Source organism: Helicobacter pylori (genome assembly GCF_006440215.1).
GTDB classification, from domain to species: domain Bacteria; phylum Campylobacterota; class Campylobacteria; order Campylobacterales; family Helicobacteraceae; genus Helicobacter; species Helicobacter pylori_CS.
Map to the genome: position 1 here is coordinate 1 of NZ_VEZH01000013.1, position 18,662 is coordinate 18,662.

12 protein-coding genes, 4 tRNA genes and 1 pseudogene are annotated in these 18,662 nt (G+C 37.7%); 5 read left to right on the top strand and 12 right to left on the bottom strand.

The window, feature by feature from the left end; all coding sequences use genetic code 11:
* Positions 1-110: 110 nt before the first annotated feature.
* The 4 genes and pseudogenes from FIM44_RS06515 to FIM44_RS06530 all read left to right on the top strand — a co-directional run bounded on the left by FIM44_RS06515 (position 111) and on the right by FIM44_RS06530 (position 6,046).
* Positions 111-1,844, top strand: coding sequence for a DUF262 domain-containing protein (locus FIM44_RS06515; RefSeq protein WP_194148713.1), 1,734 nt, complete (start codon positions 111-113; stop codon positions 1,842-1,844).
* A gap of 40 nt (positions 1,845-1,884) precedes the next feature.
* The gene (locus FIM44_RS06520) at positions 1,885-3,138 is read left to right on the top strand and encodes a single-stranded-DNA-specific exonuclease RecJ (RefSeq protein ID WP_140579479.1); all 1,254 of its coding nucleotides are present in this window, start codon (positions 1,885-1,887) and stop codon (positions 3,136-3,138) included.
* Between the two features lie 43 nt (positions 3,139-3,181).
* Positions 3,182-5,037, top strand: a pseudogene (locus tag FIM44_RS06525) (hypothetical protein).
* A gap of 103 nt (positions 5,038-5,140) precedes the next feature.
* Positions 5,141-6,046 carry a hypothetical protein gene (locus FIM44_RS06530; protein WP_140579480.1) on the top strand — a complete coding sequence of 302 codons (906 nt, stop codon included), beginning with the start codon at positions 5,141-5,143 and terminating at the stop codon, positions 6,044-6,046.
* Positions 6,047-6,158: 112 nt separating this feature from the next.
* On the opposite strand, the gene speA is transcribed toward FIM44_RS06530, so the two are convergent.
* From speA to metG, 6 genes are read right to left on the bottom strand one after another with little or no spacing between them, the layout of a single operon-like run.
* Positions 6,159-8,006 (bottom strand): arginine decarboxylase, encoded by a 1,848-nt coding sequence (gene speA / locus FIM44_RS06535; protein WP_001158552.1) that lies wholly within the window; start codon positions 8,004-8,006, stop codon positions 6,159-6,161.
* Between the two features lie 14 nt (positions 8,007-8,020).
* Positions 8,021-9,190 (bottom strand): glycosyltransferase family 4 protein, encoded by a 1,170-nt coding sequence (locus tag FIM44_RS06540; RefSeq protein ID WP_140579481.1) that lies wholly within the window; start codon positions 9,188-9,190, stop codon positions 8,021-8,023.
* Positions 9,191-9,194: 4 nt separating this feature from the next.
* On the bottom strand, positions 9,195-9,623 hold the full coding sequence (locus FIM44_RS06545; protein ID WP_001158320.1) for a hotdog domain-containing protein: 429 nt from the start codon (positions 9,621-9,623) through the stop codon (positions 9,195-9,197).
* Positions 9,624-9,644: 21 nt separating this feature from the next.
* Entirely contained in the window at positions 9,645-10,430 is a 786-nt protein-coding gene (gene cmoB, locus FIM44_RS06550) for a tRNA 5-methoxyuridine(34)/uridine 5-oxyacetic acid(34) synthase CmoB (RefSeq protein WP_140579482.1), read from the bottom strand.
* 3 nt (positions 10,431-10,433) lie between these two features.
* Positions 10,434-11,441 (bottom strand): ferrochelatase, encoded by a 1,008-nt coding sequence (locus FIM44_RS06555; RefSeq protein ID WP_140579483.1) that lies wholly within the window; start codon positions 11,439-11,441, stop codon positions 10,434-10,436.
* Entirely contained in the window at positions 11,442-13,394 is a 1,953-nt protein-coding gene (gene metG / locus FIM44_RS06560; RefSeq protein WP_140579484.1) for a methionine--tRNA ligase, read from the bottom strand.
* 168 nt (positions 13,395-13,562) lie between these two features.
* On the opposite strand from metG, the gene cfaS reads away from it, so the two are divergent.
* Entirely contained in the window at positions 13,563-14,732 is a 1,170-nt protein-coding gene (cfaS, locus tag FIM44_RS06565; RefSeq protein WP_140579485.1) for a cyclopropane fatty acid synthase, read from the top strand.
* A gap of 2 nt (positions 14,733-14,734) precedes the next feature.
* Here the strand turns inward: cfaS and FIM44_RS06570 are convergent, their stop codons facing one another.
* The 6 genes from FIM44_RS06570 to hpaA2 all read right to left on the bottom strand — a co-directional run bounded on the left by FIM44_RS06570 (position 14,735) and on the right by hpaA2 (position 18,578).
* Positions 14,735-16,606 carry a mechanosensitive ion channel family protein gene (locus tag FIM44_RS06570; protein ID WP_140579486.1) on the bottom strand — a complete coding sequence of 624 codons (1,872 nt, stop codon included), beginning with the start codon at positions 16,604-16,606 and terminating at the stop codon, positions 14,735-14,737.
* A gap of 587 nt (positions 16,607-17,193) precedes the next feature.
* Positions 17,194-17,270, bottom strand: a tRNA-Arg gene (locus FIM44_RS06580).
* Positions 17,271-17,287: 17 nt separating this feature from the next.
* Positions 17,288-17,364, bottom strand: a tRNA-Arg gene (locus tag FIM44_RS06585).
* A gap of 58 nt (positions 17,365-17,422) precedes the next feature.
* Positions 17,423-17,499 (bottom strand) — tRNA-His (locus FIM44_RS06590).
* Positions 17,500-17,566: 67 nt separating this feature from the next.
* A tRNA-Pro gene (locus FIM44_RS06595) sits at positions 17,567-17,644 on the bottom strand.
* A 184-nt stretch (positions 17,645-17,828) separates the two neighbouring features.
* Positions 17,829-18,578 (bottom strand): HpaA2 protein, encoded by a 750-nt coding sequence (gene hpaA2, locus FIM44_RS06600; protein WP_140579487.1) that lies wholly within the window; start codon positions 18,576-18,578, stop codon positions 17,829-17,831.
* Positions 18,579-18,662: the final 84 nt, after the last annotated feature.

The window sequence follows — 18,662 nt, forward strand, 5'->3', positions numbered from 1 at the left end:
TATTCCCCCTTTCATTAACCCGCGCAACATTTTTGAACCATTTGATTCGATAAGCCCCATTTTTACATCAGTGGGGCTTACAGAGTTAAATTTAATACAAGGAGAAGATAATGGCAAAAGTAGAAGTGGAGTTAAAAAAACTCCATCAAATTTTAGTGGATGCTGAATATTTTTATCAAGTTCCCGATTACCAACGCCCTTACGTGTGGGATAAGGATCATTTAGGGGCTTTGATTGATGATCTGGTGGGCAGCTATACGAACAACAGAGAAGATGAATATTTTTGCGGCTCTATCGTGATCGCTGAAAATCCAAAAGATAAAAGATGGGATGTTGTGGATGGCCAACAGCGGTTAACGAGTTTTATCATTCTGGCTTGCACGATTTTAAAGCTTTATAAAGATAGTCTTAAGCAAAAATCTAAAGCTTTTATTGAAGAGAGTATTTATGACAGATACGATAAAGAAAAAGAGCGTCTGAAGTTCTTAACCGCTCAAAATTACAATAGTATTTTTGAAAACACGGTGTTAAACCATTTGGAGTTTGAAGACAACATTAAAAAGAGCGAGTTGAATAAGAAATTTGAAGAAAACACTTATTTGCGTAACGCTTATTATTTCAAGGAACTATTGAATGAGAGCATAGAAAATGGTTCCATAGGCGATATTGATGATTTTGTCAAGTGGTTTTATGAACACATTGTTGTGACTAGGATCATTTGTTTTGAGCAAGACAGCGCGATGCAAATCTTTCAAGTGTTAAACGACAGAGGCCAACCCTTAAGCCCTATTGATATTTTAAAATCCAGTTTAATGCAAGAAATCAAACAAGATAGTGAAAAGCGTAAGGATTTTATAACCACTTGGGACAAATTGGTTGAAGCTTGCAAGAGCGTTGAAGGCATAGATATTGATTTGGAAGACTTTTTTAACATGTATTTAGAATACGCTGATCCTAGTGCTTCTAAAAAGAGAGCCGATAAGGGATTAAAAAAGGTGTTCAAAGACAGCAAAAAAGACGCTTGCGAGTTCATTTATGATGTGAGCGCTTTTATGAAATCTTATACCGATTTGTTAAAAAAACCAGACCGATATATTTATTTATTAAGATACCTTCCCTCCAGATTTTGGGCTAGTATTTTAACGACAGCCCTTTATGTCAAATATCCTGATTTTGACGCTTTGAAAAAGCTTTTGGTGTCTTATTACTATCAAACTTGGATTGCAGGAGGCACGATCACGCGCATCAAGCAAACGAGCATCAACATTATCAAAAATGTTAAAAGCAATAAAGACATTGAAACCATTCAAGAGCTTATACTGGATAACATAGAATCTTATAACACCTTTAACCAATACCACTATAACTTATGGGAGAGTTATTCTGTTTATCCTAGCAAATGGTTACGCCCTGTCTTAGCCCTAGCTAATTACTTTATGACAGATGAAGAGAGACCCCATTTTATCGTTATGGATGCCGAAACCCAAGTGGAGCATATTTTACCCCAAAATCCCAAAAAGGGCAGTCAGTGGAATGCGGATTTTAACAAAGAAAAAAGAGAAAAATGGGTGAATAATATCGCAAATTTAACCCTTTTAAAGCGTAAAAAGAACGCGAAAGCTTTAAACGGGGATTTTGATGAAAAAAGAAAAATTTATGGTGGCAAAGACCCAAGCAAAGTGATTAGCTGTTATGACATCACTAAAGAATTGTATAGCGACTATAGGAAGTGGGACGAGAAGTCTCTCCAAAAGCGATACGACTTTTTGTATGGAATTATCACGCCTGTTTTACACATAGAAGGGCAAAAAGAGAAATTTGGAGATGATTTTGATCTAGAATGATTAAAGATCATCAAGCATAAAAGCAACAAAGAGGTGATCAATGCCTAAAAAAGAGCTATTAAAGATGTCAAAGAAAAGGATTTTTAAAGACTTCTTAAAAGAAGTCCAACAACACCGCCCCATTGTTTTCTATACAGACAATGATTGTGATGGCATGTTAGCTGGCAGCGTTTTAATGTCTATGTGTTACAGATTGGGTATTAAAGATTTCTTTTTCTTTAGCCCCTTAAGGAATGCGCATGGCTATGGTTTCACTGATTTAGCCATAAATGATTTATTGTCTAAACCTTGCATCTTTAACCCTAAAACCAACCAATTAGTCCGCTTGGATTGCATTAAAAACCAATTTCAAAAAGATCCCTTATTGTTTAGCGCTGATTTGGGGGCGGATTTGGCCGCTGATACACAATTGCAAGAAATCTTATTAGAGCGTTTTGAACAATGCATCATCACAGACCACCATAAGAGTTTTGAAGTTGATTTGATTGATGAAAATAAAACCGCCTACATTAACCTGAATGATGAAAAAGACGCTAACTATTATAGCGGGGCTTTCACAAGCGCTTTAGTGTTTAGTCAAATCTTTCAAACACAAACCACTCCTTTAGAAAACGAATTGATTGCTATCACGCTTTTAAGCGATCGCATTGATTTGGATCATGGGGATAATTTGGATATGGTTTTAAATTTAGCGCAAGCCAAACATGACCGCATTAAATGCTTTTTCAAAGATAAAGATCTTTCTTTAGCCCAAGACGATTTGGATGGGATTTCTAAATTATACGGCTTTAATTGCATCAATTATATCAACGCTTTAAGCCGTTTGAGTGGGGCTAGAGAGTTTAAGGGTTGTTATGATAGCTATTTGCATTATCTGGTTTTAAAACATTTCAATCCCATAAGCGATCCGCGTTTAAGCGTCTTTAATATTAAGGAATTCAAAAGATACAACGACATTAAAAAGAAAATGGTTAAAGAAAGCGAAGAAAGTGCTCAAGTTTTTTCTTATAACAAAATATTAGTGGCTCTTTTAGATGAAAGCTGCTCTATTAAAGTAGGTGTTAGCGGTTTAGTGGCTAATAACTTTTTAAAAAAATACCCTTCCAATCGCTCCCTTTGTATCTATAGAGATAATAAAGATGGGTATAGCGGTAGCGCTAGAGGCGGTGGGAATTTTTTAAGCCAGATTAAAACCATTCCTTTAATACAAGCTGGTGGGCATGAGGAAGCTTTTGGGTTGAGCTTTGCAAAAGAGGATTTTAAAAAAGTGATCAAAAGCTTACAAGCCTTATAGAGTCAAATAACGCTAATGATGAATTTTAAAAAAAGGACTTGACATGTTATTGGATTATGATTTTTTATTGTTATTGCATGATGAGAACGGGAATCCAACCAGATACTACTATTTGTTACAAGATTTTGAAAAGGATTTTGTGGCTAGTAAAGTGGCTCAAAATGGAGCAAAGCGATTCGTTAAGGAGATCATTGGGAGAGAGAAAGCCTCTAAAACTAAAAACAGCGCCCTTGAAGTTTCTAGCACGAAAGCTTCTGCTATTGAGAACGAAACGACTAAAAGCGGCGATCTTAAAAAAGTGTGTGAGAAAATCAAAAGCGGGCTACCCTTTGGGATCATCTCAGCCTTTAAACCCTTTAAAGACGCTTTTTACAGAGATTTCAATCATAATGAGCAAAAATTACTGATAGGGGCAGCTAAAAGCGGTTGCATTCAATCTAGCGCTGATAAACTGGCTCAGTTAAAAACGCGCTTACTCTACTGGCAGGACAAATCCGTTAAAGTGGATTGGGATAAACCCATTGGGATTAAAGACTTCTTTAAAGGCAATAATTACCTTTATAGGAGGTTTTGTTTTTTATTGGGGAGCATTTTATGGACAGATTTTTAAAGAACAACGCTAAGGCGAGCGTGAAAGACTTCATGTCTAGTAAGGAGTTTGTCGCTAAATACCGATACACCCCCAAGCAAAATACAGAAAGAGCGAAAAAGCTGCAATCGTATTTAGAGAGTAAGCGCGATTTTATAGGGTTTGTTCAAACGCTTAACTCTTTAAAAGACAGCCCGCAAGATCCTTTTTTACCCAATGAAGAAACGAGTTTTTTAGTGTTCGCTAATGAACCTACTATCATATTTAATCTAAGAGATTATTTATTGGTGTTAGCACAAATATTCAACCAACAAGCGATCTGTTATTGTGAAAGCAAATGCCCTATAGAATTGATCAATTCTTCACTGGGTAAGGACTTTAACAAGACGCAAGATAGCTTCTCAGACATCAAATTCTCAACACCCAATAACTTAGAACAATCTCTTAACGCTCTTAAAAACAAGATAAGTGCATTCTTTTCAAAACACCATGATAAACATAACGGCATGGAGTTTAATGAAATAGCTAAAACTCAAATAGAAGTGCTTTATATGCCACAATTTGGCGGTGGTTTTGATGATTTTCGCGAACATCTTGAAGATAGTATTAAAAGTTTTATCAGAGCGAAACAAAATCGTGGTTTTCCCAAAATTTTTGATGTTGCGGACATAGAACAAGAAGAGAGGGAAGTCATTAAATGGCGAGAAAAAGAGAAAGCGTCAAAACAAAGCTATAAACAAAACCTTCAAATCCACAAAATCGCTAACGATTTAAAGCGTGATAAGGTAGTGGATAAAAAAACGATTTTAAGCGTGATAGACGCTGATATGGATCGTGGTTTTATCCCGCCTAAAGATTTGTTAAAGCAATTAGAAAAAATCAGCGCTTCTCTTTCTAAAGACATTGTAATAGCGATAAAGCAAGTAGAAAAATTAGAGCTTAACTACGCACTGATAGACAATATCCAACACAACACGCTTGATGACACGCTTGATTTTACCTTTATTATTGGGGATTCTTTGAGCGTTCAGTCGCTTTATGTTACCTTTAATCTTGTGATTGACATGGATAGGCCTATGAGCGAGCAGTTCCTCAACCATATTGGGGAATTGGAGAGTTTTGAATCTAGAGAGCGAGCGTTAGAGTGGGTGCGATTAGCAGAATCTAAACTGATCATTGAAACGCCCAGAGAAGCGCTAAAAAATGCGGAATTATCGCAAATTGAAGAAATATTGACTGGCTGTATTTTTAATGGCACTTACCGCTTTCAAAACAATCTTAAGGGCAATAGACATGGAAATTTTAAATAAAATTCACACCACAACAAGGAGGAACAACGCCATGTTGAAAAGATAAAGAACATTAAACAAGCGATTGTAGCGGATTTTAAAAATTTTTATCAAGGAGTATTTTATGGGTTTTCAAAACGAAAATAAGTTAGAAGTAGGTGCGTCAGTCAAAGCCACAATCAACGACAAAGTGGTGGAGGCTAAAGTCATTAATATTGGGTTTAATCGTGTAACCTTAAGGAGCCAAAAAGGCAACGAAGCTTCTTACGCTTTCAATAGCGAAAAATTCTTAAAATGGTTTCATAAAGTGGATTTAAACGAAGTTGCGAAAAATCACGCTGAAAGCGGTAAGAAAGACATTTTAGAAGGTCTTAAAATCGTAACTAGCGGTCCGAGTGTCAAGGAAAGGACTACTACTCCTAAAGAAAAAGAGGATAGGTTTAAACTCGCTTTTGGATTTAGAGAAGCTAACGAGGAGGGTGTTAGTGTGTCGGAGTTTATGATTAGAGATTATACTTTAACCGAGAGAAAAGGCAGGCTCGGGGTGTTATTATCGCCGATGTTATTTGGTGGTAGTGGTAATCAAATTTCGGCGCTTATTATTACCGCCCTTGCGAATGCGAAAGGGTATAATAAGCATACCGATGCGGAGTGGTTTAAAATGATTGAGAGTCGTAATGAGGAATTGTGCGATGTGGATAGTTTTGATAATCTGGATAGGGTCGCTCTTACCTTGTATTGTAATGTAATTAAGTATTATGCGGAGGGTAGAGAGGAGTTTCAAAACGATTTTAACAATTTTTCCCCTGATGGTTTTTGGGCGAAATATTTACCTAAAAACAAAAATGAGGCGTTGTTTGTGGCTCAATTGATTTGCGATGGCGGTATCAATAAATATGGATTAAGTTGTGCGGGTCTTACTGAAAATTTGTTAAAAGACATTGAACCTAATCTCGGTTTAGCGACTATGGGTGAGATTGATGAATATCTCGCTAATTTAGATAAAGAGGAGGCGGAGTTAAAAGAATAACCTCCTCCCCCCCTTTTTTACTTTGTAAAGGGGCTTGGCTCTTTTTTATTTCTTATTTTTCTTTTATTGATTGATAGCGATTAAAGTCGTTTGAATCCATTGATAGCACTCTTTAAGAAATCGTGCGCAAATACCCGTTTTCGCTCAGCATGACATACAAGCGCCCCATGATTTCTTTCTTTTCTTCCATGTCTAGTTGGTTGTTGTCTTCAATTTTTTGTTTTAAAAGGCGCTCGATCTCTTTAGTGTCATAGTCTAAATCATCTAGCACATCTAAAATCGTTTGGGCTTCGCAAATATCTTCCACTTCATAATCGCCTTTTCCATCAAAAACCACGCTAAATTCCGTAGGGTGCGTGAATAAATTGTGTTTCATGCCTAAAACTTCTTGATACGCTCCCACTAAAAAGAACGCTAAAAAGTATTCTTCTTCATCTATATCTATATCGTGCAAAAACAAGGGCTTTGTGGAATCAAAAGCGATTTCCCCATCGCTATCGCAAGTAATATCCCACAAACTCGCGCTCCTGGTGGGCTTTTCATCTAATTTGTTCAAGGGCATGACCGGGAAATTCTGTCTTAAGCCCCAATAATCAGGCAAGCTTTGGAAAAACGAGCAATTCAATAAATAGCGCTCTTGGACCTGCTCTTGAATGCGTAAAATATCGTTATGATCCTTAACATAAAGCAACTGCACCGCTTTTTTGACGATCAAATGGGCTAAAACTTCAGTGTTGCTCCTGTCAATCAAATCAATATAGCCCAGATCAAAAAGCGTGAATAGCGACTCGGTGTGATCAAAACTATCATGCAAGTATTCAATGGCGTTTTTTTCATTGATATTAGCGAGCAAGTCTAGCATTTCATCAATCAAGGGAGGGTTATTACTTTCTTTGATTTTTAGGGATTTTTCATTGTATTCATGCGAAAACAATTCTAACACTGGGGCCACTAAAACGGCATGGTTAGCGGAAATATAACGGCCTGATTCAATGAAAATATCCGGCTCTATTTCCTGCTTATTTTTCACAATTTCCCTCAATAAAAACACCACATCAGCGCTGAATTCCTCTAAAGTGTAGTTCTTGTCTTGGTGGTGCTTGTGTTGGGTGTATTCTACGGCTAACCCCCCTCCAATATTCACGCTATTAAGATTTTTAGCGCCCATTTTACGCAATTCTGCATACAAGTTTCCCGCTTCTCTTAAAGCCTTTTTTAAGGGCGAAATATCGCTGATTTGAGAGCCTATGTGGAAATGTATCATGTGGAAATGCTCTAGTAAGTCGTTTTCTTCTAAAAGGCGCATCGCTTCTAAAACTTCAGTGCTGCTAAGACCAAATTTAGAATTGATCCCCCCACTCTTTGCCCAAACGCCAGTGCCAGTGCTGTGCAAACGGATGCGAATGCCAATTTTAGGGCAGGCTAAAAACTCGTTTTGTTTAGCCACAGCGATAATGGTTTTTAACTCGTTCAAACCCTCAATCGTTAAAGTGATTTCATGCTGCATGCTTTTAGCGATAAAGCCAAGCTCAATCATTTCTTTGTCTTTAAAGCCATTCACGGTGATAGGGGCTTTAGGGTTAGTGTAGCTCATTGCGATGATGAGTTCAGACTTGCTCCCGGCTTCTAAGCCGTAATCCAAACCCTTAGCCCCTTGCACTAAAGGGAAAACAAACGAGGGCATTTGATTGACTTTTAAAGGGAAAACCGCCTTAAAAGCTCCGCTGTATTGATACTCTTTAATCGCTGAAGAAAACGCATCAAACAGGCTTTTGATTTGTTTTTGCACCAAATGGGGGAATCGCACCAACAAAGGCCCTCTATAACCCTTATCGCGCACGCTTTGAACGATTTCTAAAAGCGAGGGGTTTTTGCCATGGCAAACTTTAACCAAGCCTTTTTCTATCTTAAATTCGTTATTGCTCCAAAATTTAATCCCATAATCATGGACTTCTTGCATTTTTTATCCTTTTGTTACGATAAGGTTTTAAAGAGATGGGGGTTATTTTTAAAATCTTTAATCGCTTCTTCATAAACTTTTTCAATTTGAATGACTGAATTTTCTAAAGTGTAATTTAAAGCGCTTTTAGCGTATTCGTTTTGCATTCTTTCTCTTTCAAGCTTGTTTTCTAACCACCAGTCTATTTTAGCGCTCAAATCTTTAGCGTTATTAGGCTCAAATAGTGATCGTTCATCTAGCGCGAATTGCCTGGTCGCGCTTAAAGGGCTATTGGCGATAATAGGCACAATCCCTACGCTAATAGCTTCTAAACACGCAATCGCTTCGCTTTCCACATTGGCCGTGTGCGCATAAAGGGTGCAAGTTTTTAAAATCTCTAACAATTCGTTGGAATTGACAAACCCAAACTCCGTTTTTACGCCTAGTTTTTGGGCTAAAAGTTTGATTTTTTTCTCATCAGGCCCTTTGCCTTTGAGCAACAATACAATATCTTGTTTGTATTTGCTTAAAGCAACCGCTTGGATTAAAACGCTTTGATTTTTTTCATTAGAATAGCGCCCTACCATAGCGATTTTAAAGGGTGTGGTGTCAAAAAGGCTTTTTTGCGGGTGTTCAAATCTAAACATGGGATCAAAGCCGTTAGAAATAGCGTATTTTTTCCCTCCATAGTTGTATTTTTCTAATTCTTCTACAATGAATTTTGATGGGCAATGGATATGGTGGATATAGCGGTAATGCGAAGATTTAAACCACGAAAAAAGCATCATGTTGAACCAAGAAAACCACCCCAATTTCATGTTATAGGAAATATGCTCTGGCTGTAAATGGAAAGAGCCAATGTAAGGCACTTGCATTTCTCGCGCGATTTTTACGGCTGTTTTTTCTAGCAAAAAAGGCAAATAAGTATGGATCATATCCGCTCCCTTAAAAGCCTTTCTTAAGATTTTTTCATCGGGTTTAGCAAAAAGGATGTGTTGTTTGTGTGAAATTTCTGTAACTAGGGGGATGTAGTGCTCTTTAAGGTTGTAATACCCTTCTTCTTCACTCCCTAAATTATCCACATAAGGGGCGACCACTCTCATCACATGCCCTCTTTTTTTCAGCGCTTCAAAAAAACGAAACGCTGTCATAGAAGTGCCATTACTGGTGTCTTTAAAGCTATCCACGACTAAAACAATAACCATTTAACTACTCTTCTTTAAAATTGAATTTAAAAGGCTTTTTATCAAACACCACGATTTCTATCATTCCCTCTAAAACCTGAATGTCTAACACAAACGCCTCTATTTTTATTTCAGCTTTTTTCACGCCATCTTGAACCACTTGCGCTTTAATGAGTGCTTCTTGATTCAATTCTAGGGGGGCGTAAAAATTGATGTTATTAGAAACTACTACGCTGTGTCTTTTATTCAACGCGCACAAGGCCGCATAATTGCACGCAATCAGCACAAACCCGGCATGCACAAAATTTTCTTCATACACCATGCTTTCATTGCCCTTGAAACGCGCATGGGCTATATCTTTTTCTAAAACGACCAATTCAGTGCCAACGCTTGGTTTGAAATTCTTACAAGTCTCTAAAGAGTCATAATCCACACGAACGACTGATTCTTGCACTATCTTAATCCTTTATTAAAACTAACGCTTGCTTGGTTTAAGCATTTTAAAATACCCCCTTAAAGGAGCGTCATACCCCTCTAAAGTTTTAGAGGGATCTGTTTTATCCAAAAAATCTTCTAAACTCTGCCCCAAAATAAAATCCGTTTTACGCTGTTCTTTAGGCGTGGTCTTTGAAACGCTAAGAACCTCAAAATTTTCAAACCCTACCCTTTCGCACCACCCTTTTAGCGTGCTAACACTGGGGATAAAATAAACGTTTTTCATTTTAGCATAAGTTTTTTTAGGGCAAAGGGCGATGTCTAAGGGCGAATCAATGATTAAGGTATCCAACACCAACTCCCCTTTTATCTTTAAAGCATGATACAAGGCTTTTAAGGTCTCTAGTGGGCTTTTTCTGTGGTATAGCACCCCTAAGCAAAAAATGACATCAAAAGCGTTAGGGTATTTTTCATGCAAATCCTCTACCCCTAAAGACTCATAAATGATTTTTTTTTCTTTATCAAAAAAGGGGGCTAAAAATTCAAATTGTTTTTTGACTAAAACGCCCGGATCAAACCCCACCAAACTTTTAGGCCCATGTTCTAGCATTTTAAACAAGTAATAGCCGTTATTGCAACCCACATCAGCCACAACCTTATCTTTTAAAGGAGTGGCGTTTTTGACTAGATCCCATTTAATGGAGCTATCCCATTCGCTATCAATCTTGATTTGAGAAATTTCAAAAGGGCCTTTACGCCATGGCCTTAGGGCCATGATTTCTTCTAAAAGGGTTTTTGGATCGGATTTATCGTTACAAATGAGCATGACTTACCATAGCGTGGGGGTTTTTTTAAAAAAGGGGGGGTTTAGAAGGGATTCTAAATGATGGGAGCTAATCCCATAAATAAAAGCGAAATTAAACGCTAAATTTTTTAATTGCTCTTTTAAGTTGTTTTGGGTGGTGTAACAATAAGGGTTGGTTTTTTTAAAGAAAACCGCGCTGTTTTTACGGCAAAACACGACAATTTTCCCCCACGATAAAATCTCAAAGGCTTTTTGAAGCATCATTTCAAACAATTCTTTTGAAGTCTCAGCGACAACCACCCTTGCCGTTGCGCCATAAGGGGCTATTTCTAGATTCTTATTCACAAAAAAGGGTTTGCAATGATCTAAAGGGTATTCTTTTTTGCCCAAAAGATTCAAATCAAACGCAATTTGTAATTTCTCGCACAATTGAATCACCCTTTTTAAAGGCTCTAAAAAGATGCATGGCATTTTTAATTCGTATTCTTGTTTTTCATAGACTAAAGCGCTGCAAAAAAAGGATTGGTTGAGAATCATTAAACGGCTTTCTTTCAAATCTTCTTTCAAGTGCTCTTGCTTATAAAACAAATGGAGCCACTCCAATTTATCAAAAAAGGCTATTTTACACCCCTCTATAATGAATAAATCTTCAAGGCTCTCTTTCAAGCACCACACAAAATCGCTCATTATGATTTTAGAAGCGATCTCTAATTCTATGGGGCTCAACAACGCTCCAACCACGCGCTCATTCAACAAGCAAAATTTAAACAAATGGTTCAAAGAATGCTCTATATCTTTAAGCTTGATCCATGCCACATCCCTATCGCTTAAAGGATATTCTCCTGTGTATAAAATCCCATAAGCCCCTAACTCTAAAGCTTTAGGAATGAGAGCATGATCTTTAGCGGCAAATAAAGAGCCTTTTTGCACTTTATTTAAAGACAAAACAATAGAATTAAAATAGCTGATTGAGGGTGTGTTTTGCAATTCACCCAAACTCAATTCTACGGCTTCATTCACCCCTAATCGCATTTAACTGATCAAACTTCCTGCAATTTTTTCTTTGGTAGGGCTGATTAAAGCCAGATTATCGCTATCTCGCACCGCTAAAATCATGCCCTCACTCATTTCGCCCATAAGCTTGGCGGGTTTTAAATTAGCCACCACGCACACCATTTGACCCACCAAGCTTTCAGGCTCATAATCCAAAGCGATCCCTGAGATAATCTGCCTCAAACGATTTTCGCCTAAATCCACTTTTAAGCGCAATAATTTATTGGACTTTTCAATCCTTTGAGCTTCTTTGATAAGCCCCACTTTAATCTCTACTTTTTTAAAATCCTCAATGCTGATATAGTTTTCTTGTTTTAGTGGGGCTTTTTCTTTTGTGTCTTTTTTTTCTTTTTCGTTTTTTTCTGGTGGGACTTCTCCCGCTTTTTCAGTCTTTTCAATTTTCTCAATTTTGCAAAATAAAGGCTCGGTGTCTTGTAAAATCATATCTTGTAATTCTTTGGCTTTAAAAAAGCGTTCGTAATTATGGGGCGTGATTTCTGCATGAAAAGCGTTCGCTAATTTAGCCGCGCTCTTTGGCATGAACGCATAAAGCAAAAAGCTTGATTGTAAAAGCACATTTGCGATCAAACTCAATAAGGCTTCTAGTTTTTCTGATTCGTTGTTTTTGTGCAAAACCCACGGCTCTTCTTTAGCGATGAGTTTGTTTAAAAAATCATAAATGTTAAACAATTCCTCTAAAGCTTTATGCAATTGCATTTTAGGCACAAAAGAATGAGCGTTATCTAAAATTTGATGCGCTTTTTCTAGCTCTTTAGGATAATACGCGGTGATTTTGGCACTTTTTAGAGAATAATTGAAATATTTTTTAGCCATGCCTAGCAAGCGATTCAGCAAATTCCCCAAATCGTTATTCAAATTTGCGTTGATCCTTTCTGTTAACGCTTTTTTAGAAAAATCCCCATCTTGCCCAAAAGGCACCTCACGCAATAAAAAATAGCGTAATTCTTCAATCCCATACTCCATAGCGAGCTTTTGAGCGTCTAAAACATTACCCAAGCTCTTACTCATTTTCACGCCCTCTATCGTCCACCACCCATGCACGCAAAGCTGTTTGAATAAGGGCAAATTCAAGCTCATCAAAAAAGCTGGCCAATAAATAGCATGGAAGCGCAAAATATCCTTACCAACAATATGCCTAGCGCGTTCAAAATGCGCCATTTTATTGTCTAAACCATTCAAATACCCTAACGCGCTCGCATAATTCAATAAAGCGTCCAGCCAAACATACACCACATGTTTAGGATCGTTCATTTTTTTAGGCAAAGGAATGCCCCATTCAAAGCTCGTGCGCGTGATAGACAGATCCAATAAACCCTGCTCAATAAAAGAAGTTACCTCATTTTTACGATAAATAGGCAAAATCGCTTCAGGATTTTTAGCGTAAAAATCCAATAAAGGCTTCTCATACGCGCTCAATCTGAAAAAATAACTCTCTTCTTCTAAAAGCGTGGTCTCCCTCAAGCAATCAGGGCATAGGACTTTATCGTTCGTGTTGTCCGTTTTAGAGATCGCGCAATAGCTCTCACAGCTCACGCAATAATACCCGCTATAAGCGCCTTTATAAATATCCCCTTTTTCAAACATGATTTCAAAGGCGTTTTGCACGCATTTTTGATGCTCGCTGTCTGTGGTGCGGATAAAACTATCATAATCTAAATTGAAAAAATCCCACTGGTCTTTAAAAATCGCACTAATGCTATCAGCGTAAGCTTTAGGGCTTTGATTCCTCAGTCTTGCACTTTGTTCGATCTTTTGCCCATGCTCATCGGTGCCGGTTAAAAAAAAGACTTCTTCGCCTTGAAGCGTGTAATACTTCTTTAAAGTATCCGCAATCAAAGTCGTATAAGCATGGCCAATGTGAGGGATGTCATTCACATAATAAATGGGGGTTGTGATCAGTGATTTTTGCATCTTTATAATCGTGTTACCTTAAATTTGTTCAAATCTCTTAATTTTAACATGCTTTTAAAAATTTAGAGAATAGAGGTTGGATTTATGCTTATTTGTGGGGTGTTTTTAGCTTAAAATTCATTATAATTAACGCTCAAAAAATTGAAAAAGAGTTCAAGGAATAGACAGATGATTTCAAAATTTTTGCTCAAAAGCATGTTCAAGCAGTGGAAAAACGGCGATTATCAGGTCGTTTTTTGGGATAATAGCGTTTATAGGAATGGCGAACATTCGCCTAAATTCACCCTTAAAATCCATCGCCCCCTGAAATTTAGCGATATTAAAAAAGACATGTCTTTGACGATCGCTGAAGCTTATATGGACGGCGTGATTGATATTGAAGGCTCTATGGATGAGGTGATGCACTCTTTGTATTTGCAAACCAATTATGAGCATTTGCACAAACATGATAGCGCTAAAGCCGTTCAAAAACCCCTTAAAGAAAGCTCCAACATTTCTAAACATTACGATCTAGGGAATGACTTTTATTCTATCTGGCTGGATGAGACCTTAAGCTATTCATGCGCTTATTTCAAAAAAGACGATGACACCCTCCATGCCGCCCAGCTCCAAAAATTAGATCACACTTTAAAAAAGCTCCACCTAAAGCCTGGCGAAAAACTGCTGGATATAGGCTGTGGCTGGGGCTATCTCTCTGTAAAAGCCGCGCAAGAATATGGGGCGGAAGTGATGGGAATCACCATTTCTAGCGAGCAATACAAACAGGCTAACAAACGAGTCCAAGAGCTAGGCTTAGAGGATAAAGTAACGATCAAATTATTGAATTACCAGGATTTAGACGGGCGCTTATACCGCTTTGATAAGGTGGTGAGCGTGGGCATGTTTGAGCATGTGGGTAAGGATAATTTGCCCTTTTATTTCAAAAAAGTTAAAGAAGTGTTAAAGAGAGGCGGGATGTTTTTGCTCCACTCCATTTTATGCTGTTTTGAAGGCAAGACTAACGCATGGGTGGATAAATACATCTTTCCAGGCGGCTACTTGCCCTCTTTAAGAGAAGTGATGAGCGTGATGAGCGAATGCGACTTCCACTTGCTCATGGCTGAAAGTTTACGCATCCATTACGCTAAGACTTTAGACATTTGGCGGGACAACTTCAACCACAATCTAGACCAAGTGAAAAGACTCGGCTATGACGAACGCTTCATCCGCATGTGGGATCTGTATTTAAGGACTTGCGCATCCGCCTTTAGGGTGGGGAGCGCGGATTTATTCCAATTGCTTTTAACCAACAGCGTGGATAACACTTTCCCCTTAACCAAAGAATACATCTACCAATAATTTCAGATTTTAGCCCCTTCTTTTAGGCTAACTTCTGGCAAACTCTCCACATACAAACTCTGTGATGGGAAAGCAAAACTCAAATGGTGCTTTTCTACAATCCCCATGATTTTTAACATCACATCTTCTTTGACTTCTAGCCATTCTTCCCAAACCACTGTTTTAGAAAAGCAATACACTAAAATATTAATAGAGCTGTCCGCAAACTGATCTAAAAAGACAAACAGATTGTTTTTATACCCTAAAAAATCGTCAATAGAAACAATATCTTTTTTAAACATGTAGCGGTAATCGCTCGCATTTTGCAAAGCGCTATCGGCTCCATTGGCGATTTTAGGGTGGTTTTCTAGCATTTCTTTAATGTCTTTCACGCAAAGCTGTAAGGCGCTTTGACTAGAGCTATAGGTTAAGCCTATTTCCATTTTAATACGCCTTCCCACTTTACGCCGGCTCCAATTCCTGATGGGTTTTCCAGCTAACTCTGAATTAGGCACGGACAAAAGAGCGTTATCAAAAGCTCTGATCGTGGTGCGCCTTAACCCCATTTCCACCACCGTACCCTCCACTTCACCGCACACGATCCAATCCCCTTGAGAAAACGAATTGTCTAACAATAAAATGACAGAAGCAAAAAAATTCGCCAACACATCTTTAACCGCCAAAGCCACAGCTAACCCCCCAATCCCTAAAGAAGCGATGATGGCTGAAACGTTAAACCCTAGTTGTTTCAAAACCCCTAAAAGCGTGACAATAAAAATCAAAAAATACACGACTTTTAAAATCAAGTTGATCACTTCTTTTCTAAAATTGTGCGTGCTTTTGGTAGCCATATTCGTAACTAGCGCTTCCCCATAGCCTTTAAAAAGCGCTATCACTAACCATGCTAAAAGCATGATATACACCGCACCCACCCACATAGAAACTTTAGGGGGCGATGCGTTAGGGTAGTAGAAAATATCTAAAGCCACATCGCAACTAAATAACGCTAAAAAGACAGAAACCGGCGAAACAATGCTGCTTTGCACATTGACATGCATTTTTTTATTGCGCTGCATGATTTCAAAAATACGATCTAACAATAAGGCTAAAAGCCAAGTGATCAACTTCCTTAAACCCAGCAATAAGGCTAAAATCGTCAAAGCCAGCACGATTTTACTCACTTGCAAGCTATGGGTTGTGAAAGGCAAAACCTTGCTGATTTTGTTTAACACAAAATCCATATTCACTTCCATGATCAAGTTTTTAGGAAGCACTTCTTTAGGGTGGTTTTTAATGTAACGCAAGACTTCGGTATAAGTGTTCAAACGCAATTCATAATCGCTAAACATCTGCTCTAATTCATGCATTTTGACATTGTTTAAATTTTTAGGGAAAGTGTAGAGTTTGAATTGCCCTAAACGCAAAAGGAAAGCATCGCTGATACTTTCCACATCTTTTTGTTCGCTAAAAATATCAATACTGCTCCTGATTTTATCTATAAAACGATACAAAATTTCATCTATCAACAAAATATCTAAAGACAATCTGTCTTTCATGAAAGTGTAGAAATCATCGCCCTTAATGCTTCTTGACAAACGCTTTTTGATTTTCTCTTGCTCTTTTAAATTTTGATTGATGTCAATGCCAATTTTATCCCTTTCATTCAACACTTTAGAAGTCAAACTTTTAATCAAGTCATTCTTTTGGGTGTTATACAGAGAGATTTCAGCGCTTCTTTCAGGGTTTTTTTTGTAAGTTTCAATGACTTGATTGAGTTGGTTGATTTGATTGAAAATTAAAAACAAATCCACCGCATCTGTTTCATGCTCTTCAACCGCCCTCAAAGGATTTAAAAACAATAATAATACCAATGCCCACCACAATAATAAACGCATGCAAAACCCCATTAAAACAAGATAAAATCTTTCTCACAATTTCCAGCGATTATACCAAAAATTAGAAACGCTTCGCCCCATAAAGTTGCCCATGCGATTTGAAAACGCTTTTTATTTATCCCTAAAAAGCGGGCTTTAGCTCAATTGTGAGCCTCTTTTTAGATCGCTATATTGCTTGATACGATGCTTTGAGTATTTTTACATTTTACAATTAAAACAAAGCCTTAATTTTTAACAAATCTTGCTTTATTTAATATTTTTATAGTAGGATTTCGCATAGGTCGTAGTCAAAAAGCTTTCCCTGTTCGGTGCGATAAAGTCACGGATAATGTGCGTATCTTTCATTCTTACATGTTTCACTTTTTATGTTTTTATAACCGCTTTTATTTAATGTTTTCATGTATAAGATCTGTGTTTTAGAGATTTCCAACCCTACCTCTTGTCATTGGGCTATTTTGATGATCAATCTTTAGAAGAAAAAACCATAAAAACGTAGTATCCTATGCCTATAAGAAAAACAAGAATTAAGAAAATGAGCAATCCCCACTCTAAAGAATCCATAACTCCTCTTTAAAGAATGTCAAAAGTGGTGCGCTTGGCAGGACTCGAACCTGCGACCTACGGCTTAGAAGGCTGTTGCTCTATCCAGCTGAGCTACAAGCGCATGATACTGGCGTTAGGTGGTGCGCCCGAAGGGAGTCGAACCCCTAACCCCCAGATCCGAAGTCTGGTGCTCTATCCAATTGAGCTACGAACGCTTACAATTCAAATAAAGAAACGACTAATATAAATTTGGTAAAACGCTTATTTATGAGATGGGGTGGAAGATGGGAATTGAACCCACGACCCTCAGGACCACAATCTGATGCTCTAACCGACTGAGCTACTCCCACCATTCAATGAAAGGAAGCGATATTCTACCAAAGAATTTTAAACAGAACAATAAATGATGCAAAAAAGTGGTCGGGGCGAAAGGATTCGAACCTTCGACCCCTTGGTCCCAAACCAAGTGCGCTAACCAGACTGCGCTACGCCCCGAAATTTTCACATGAAGCGTTATTATAGCTGAATTTTTTGATTTTTGAGCGTAATTTTTCAAAAATACCGCTAAAATCAAAAGTGGCACTCAAAAATGATACCAATCCAACTCCCCCACCCTTTTAAAAAGCTGCTTTTTTAAAAACAGCTCTAAACGATTTTTAAGCTTTTCGTTTCTTAAAAACTACTTTCGTTTTTTCATTTCACTAGAAACTTTTTCATAATGTTCCATGTGTTTTTTGCTTAACTCTTTGGTAATATTCACCATCACTTTGTGATAGGCTTGATTCATGATTTTTCTAATGGCTTGGTCATGGTCGGTTTCTTTAATCTTATGCACAAAAGTTTTGGGGACAAAACCTCCAGAATTGGCGCGGCTCAATTCCACTCTTTCAATCACAGCCTTAATCTTTGAAACATCAATACCAAAACTATGGATAATATCTTCACTTTTTGGCTCAACAAAATTCAAGTTCAAATACCCTGAAGACATGTCTATCACTCTTTCTTCACTGAGCGCATCGCTCCCTTCTACAATATCTTCTAAGATAGCCACATTCCCATCCATGCGTAAAACAAGCAACGCTTTTTCTTTGATGTCTTGAGGGATTTCGCTAACATCTTTAAATTGCGAAACGCTATAGCCTTTCCTCTCTAAAAAACTACTCAATTGGAGGAATAAAGACTTCTCAAACTCTTTTTGATAATTTTCAGGGATAACTTTATTAGCCTCTATCTTAGGATCGATTAAGACAACTAAATGACCATTTTTAGGCTCTTGCTTGCCTTTAATAGGGTAGTGGAAATGCAAATCCACTGACTCGCCCGTATTATTGTGCTGTTGCTTTGCAGGCATTCCATCAGCTAGAGCCGTATAAAACGCCCCACTCACTAATAACGATCCTAAAACTACCGCTAAACTACCTTTTTTCATTAACTTCCTTTCTTTCTTTTTCTTTAAAATCAATTCCTAATCTTACCCAAAAAATCCCACTTTTTATCTCTATTTTTACGGATA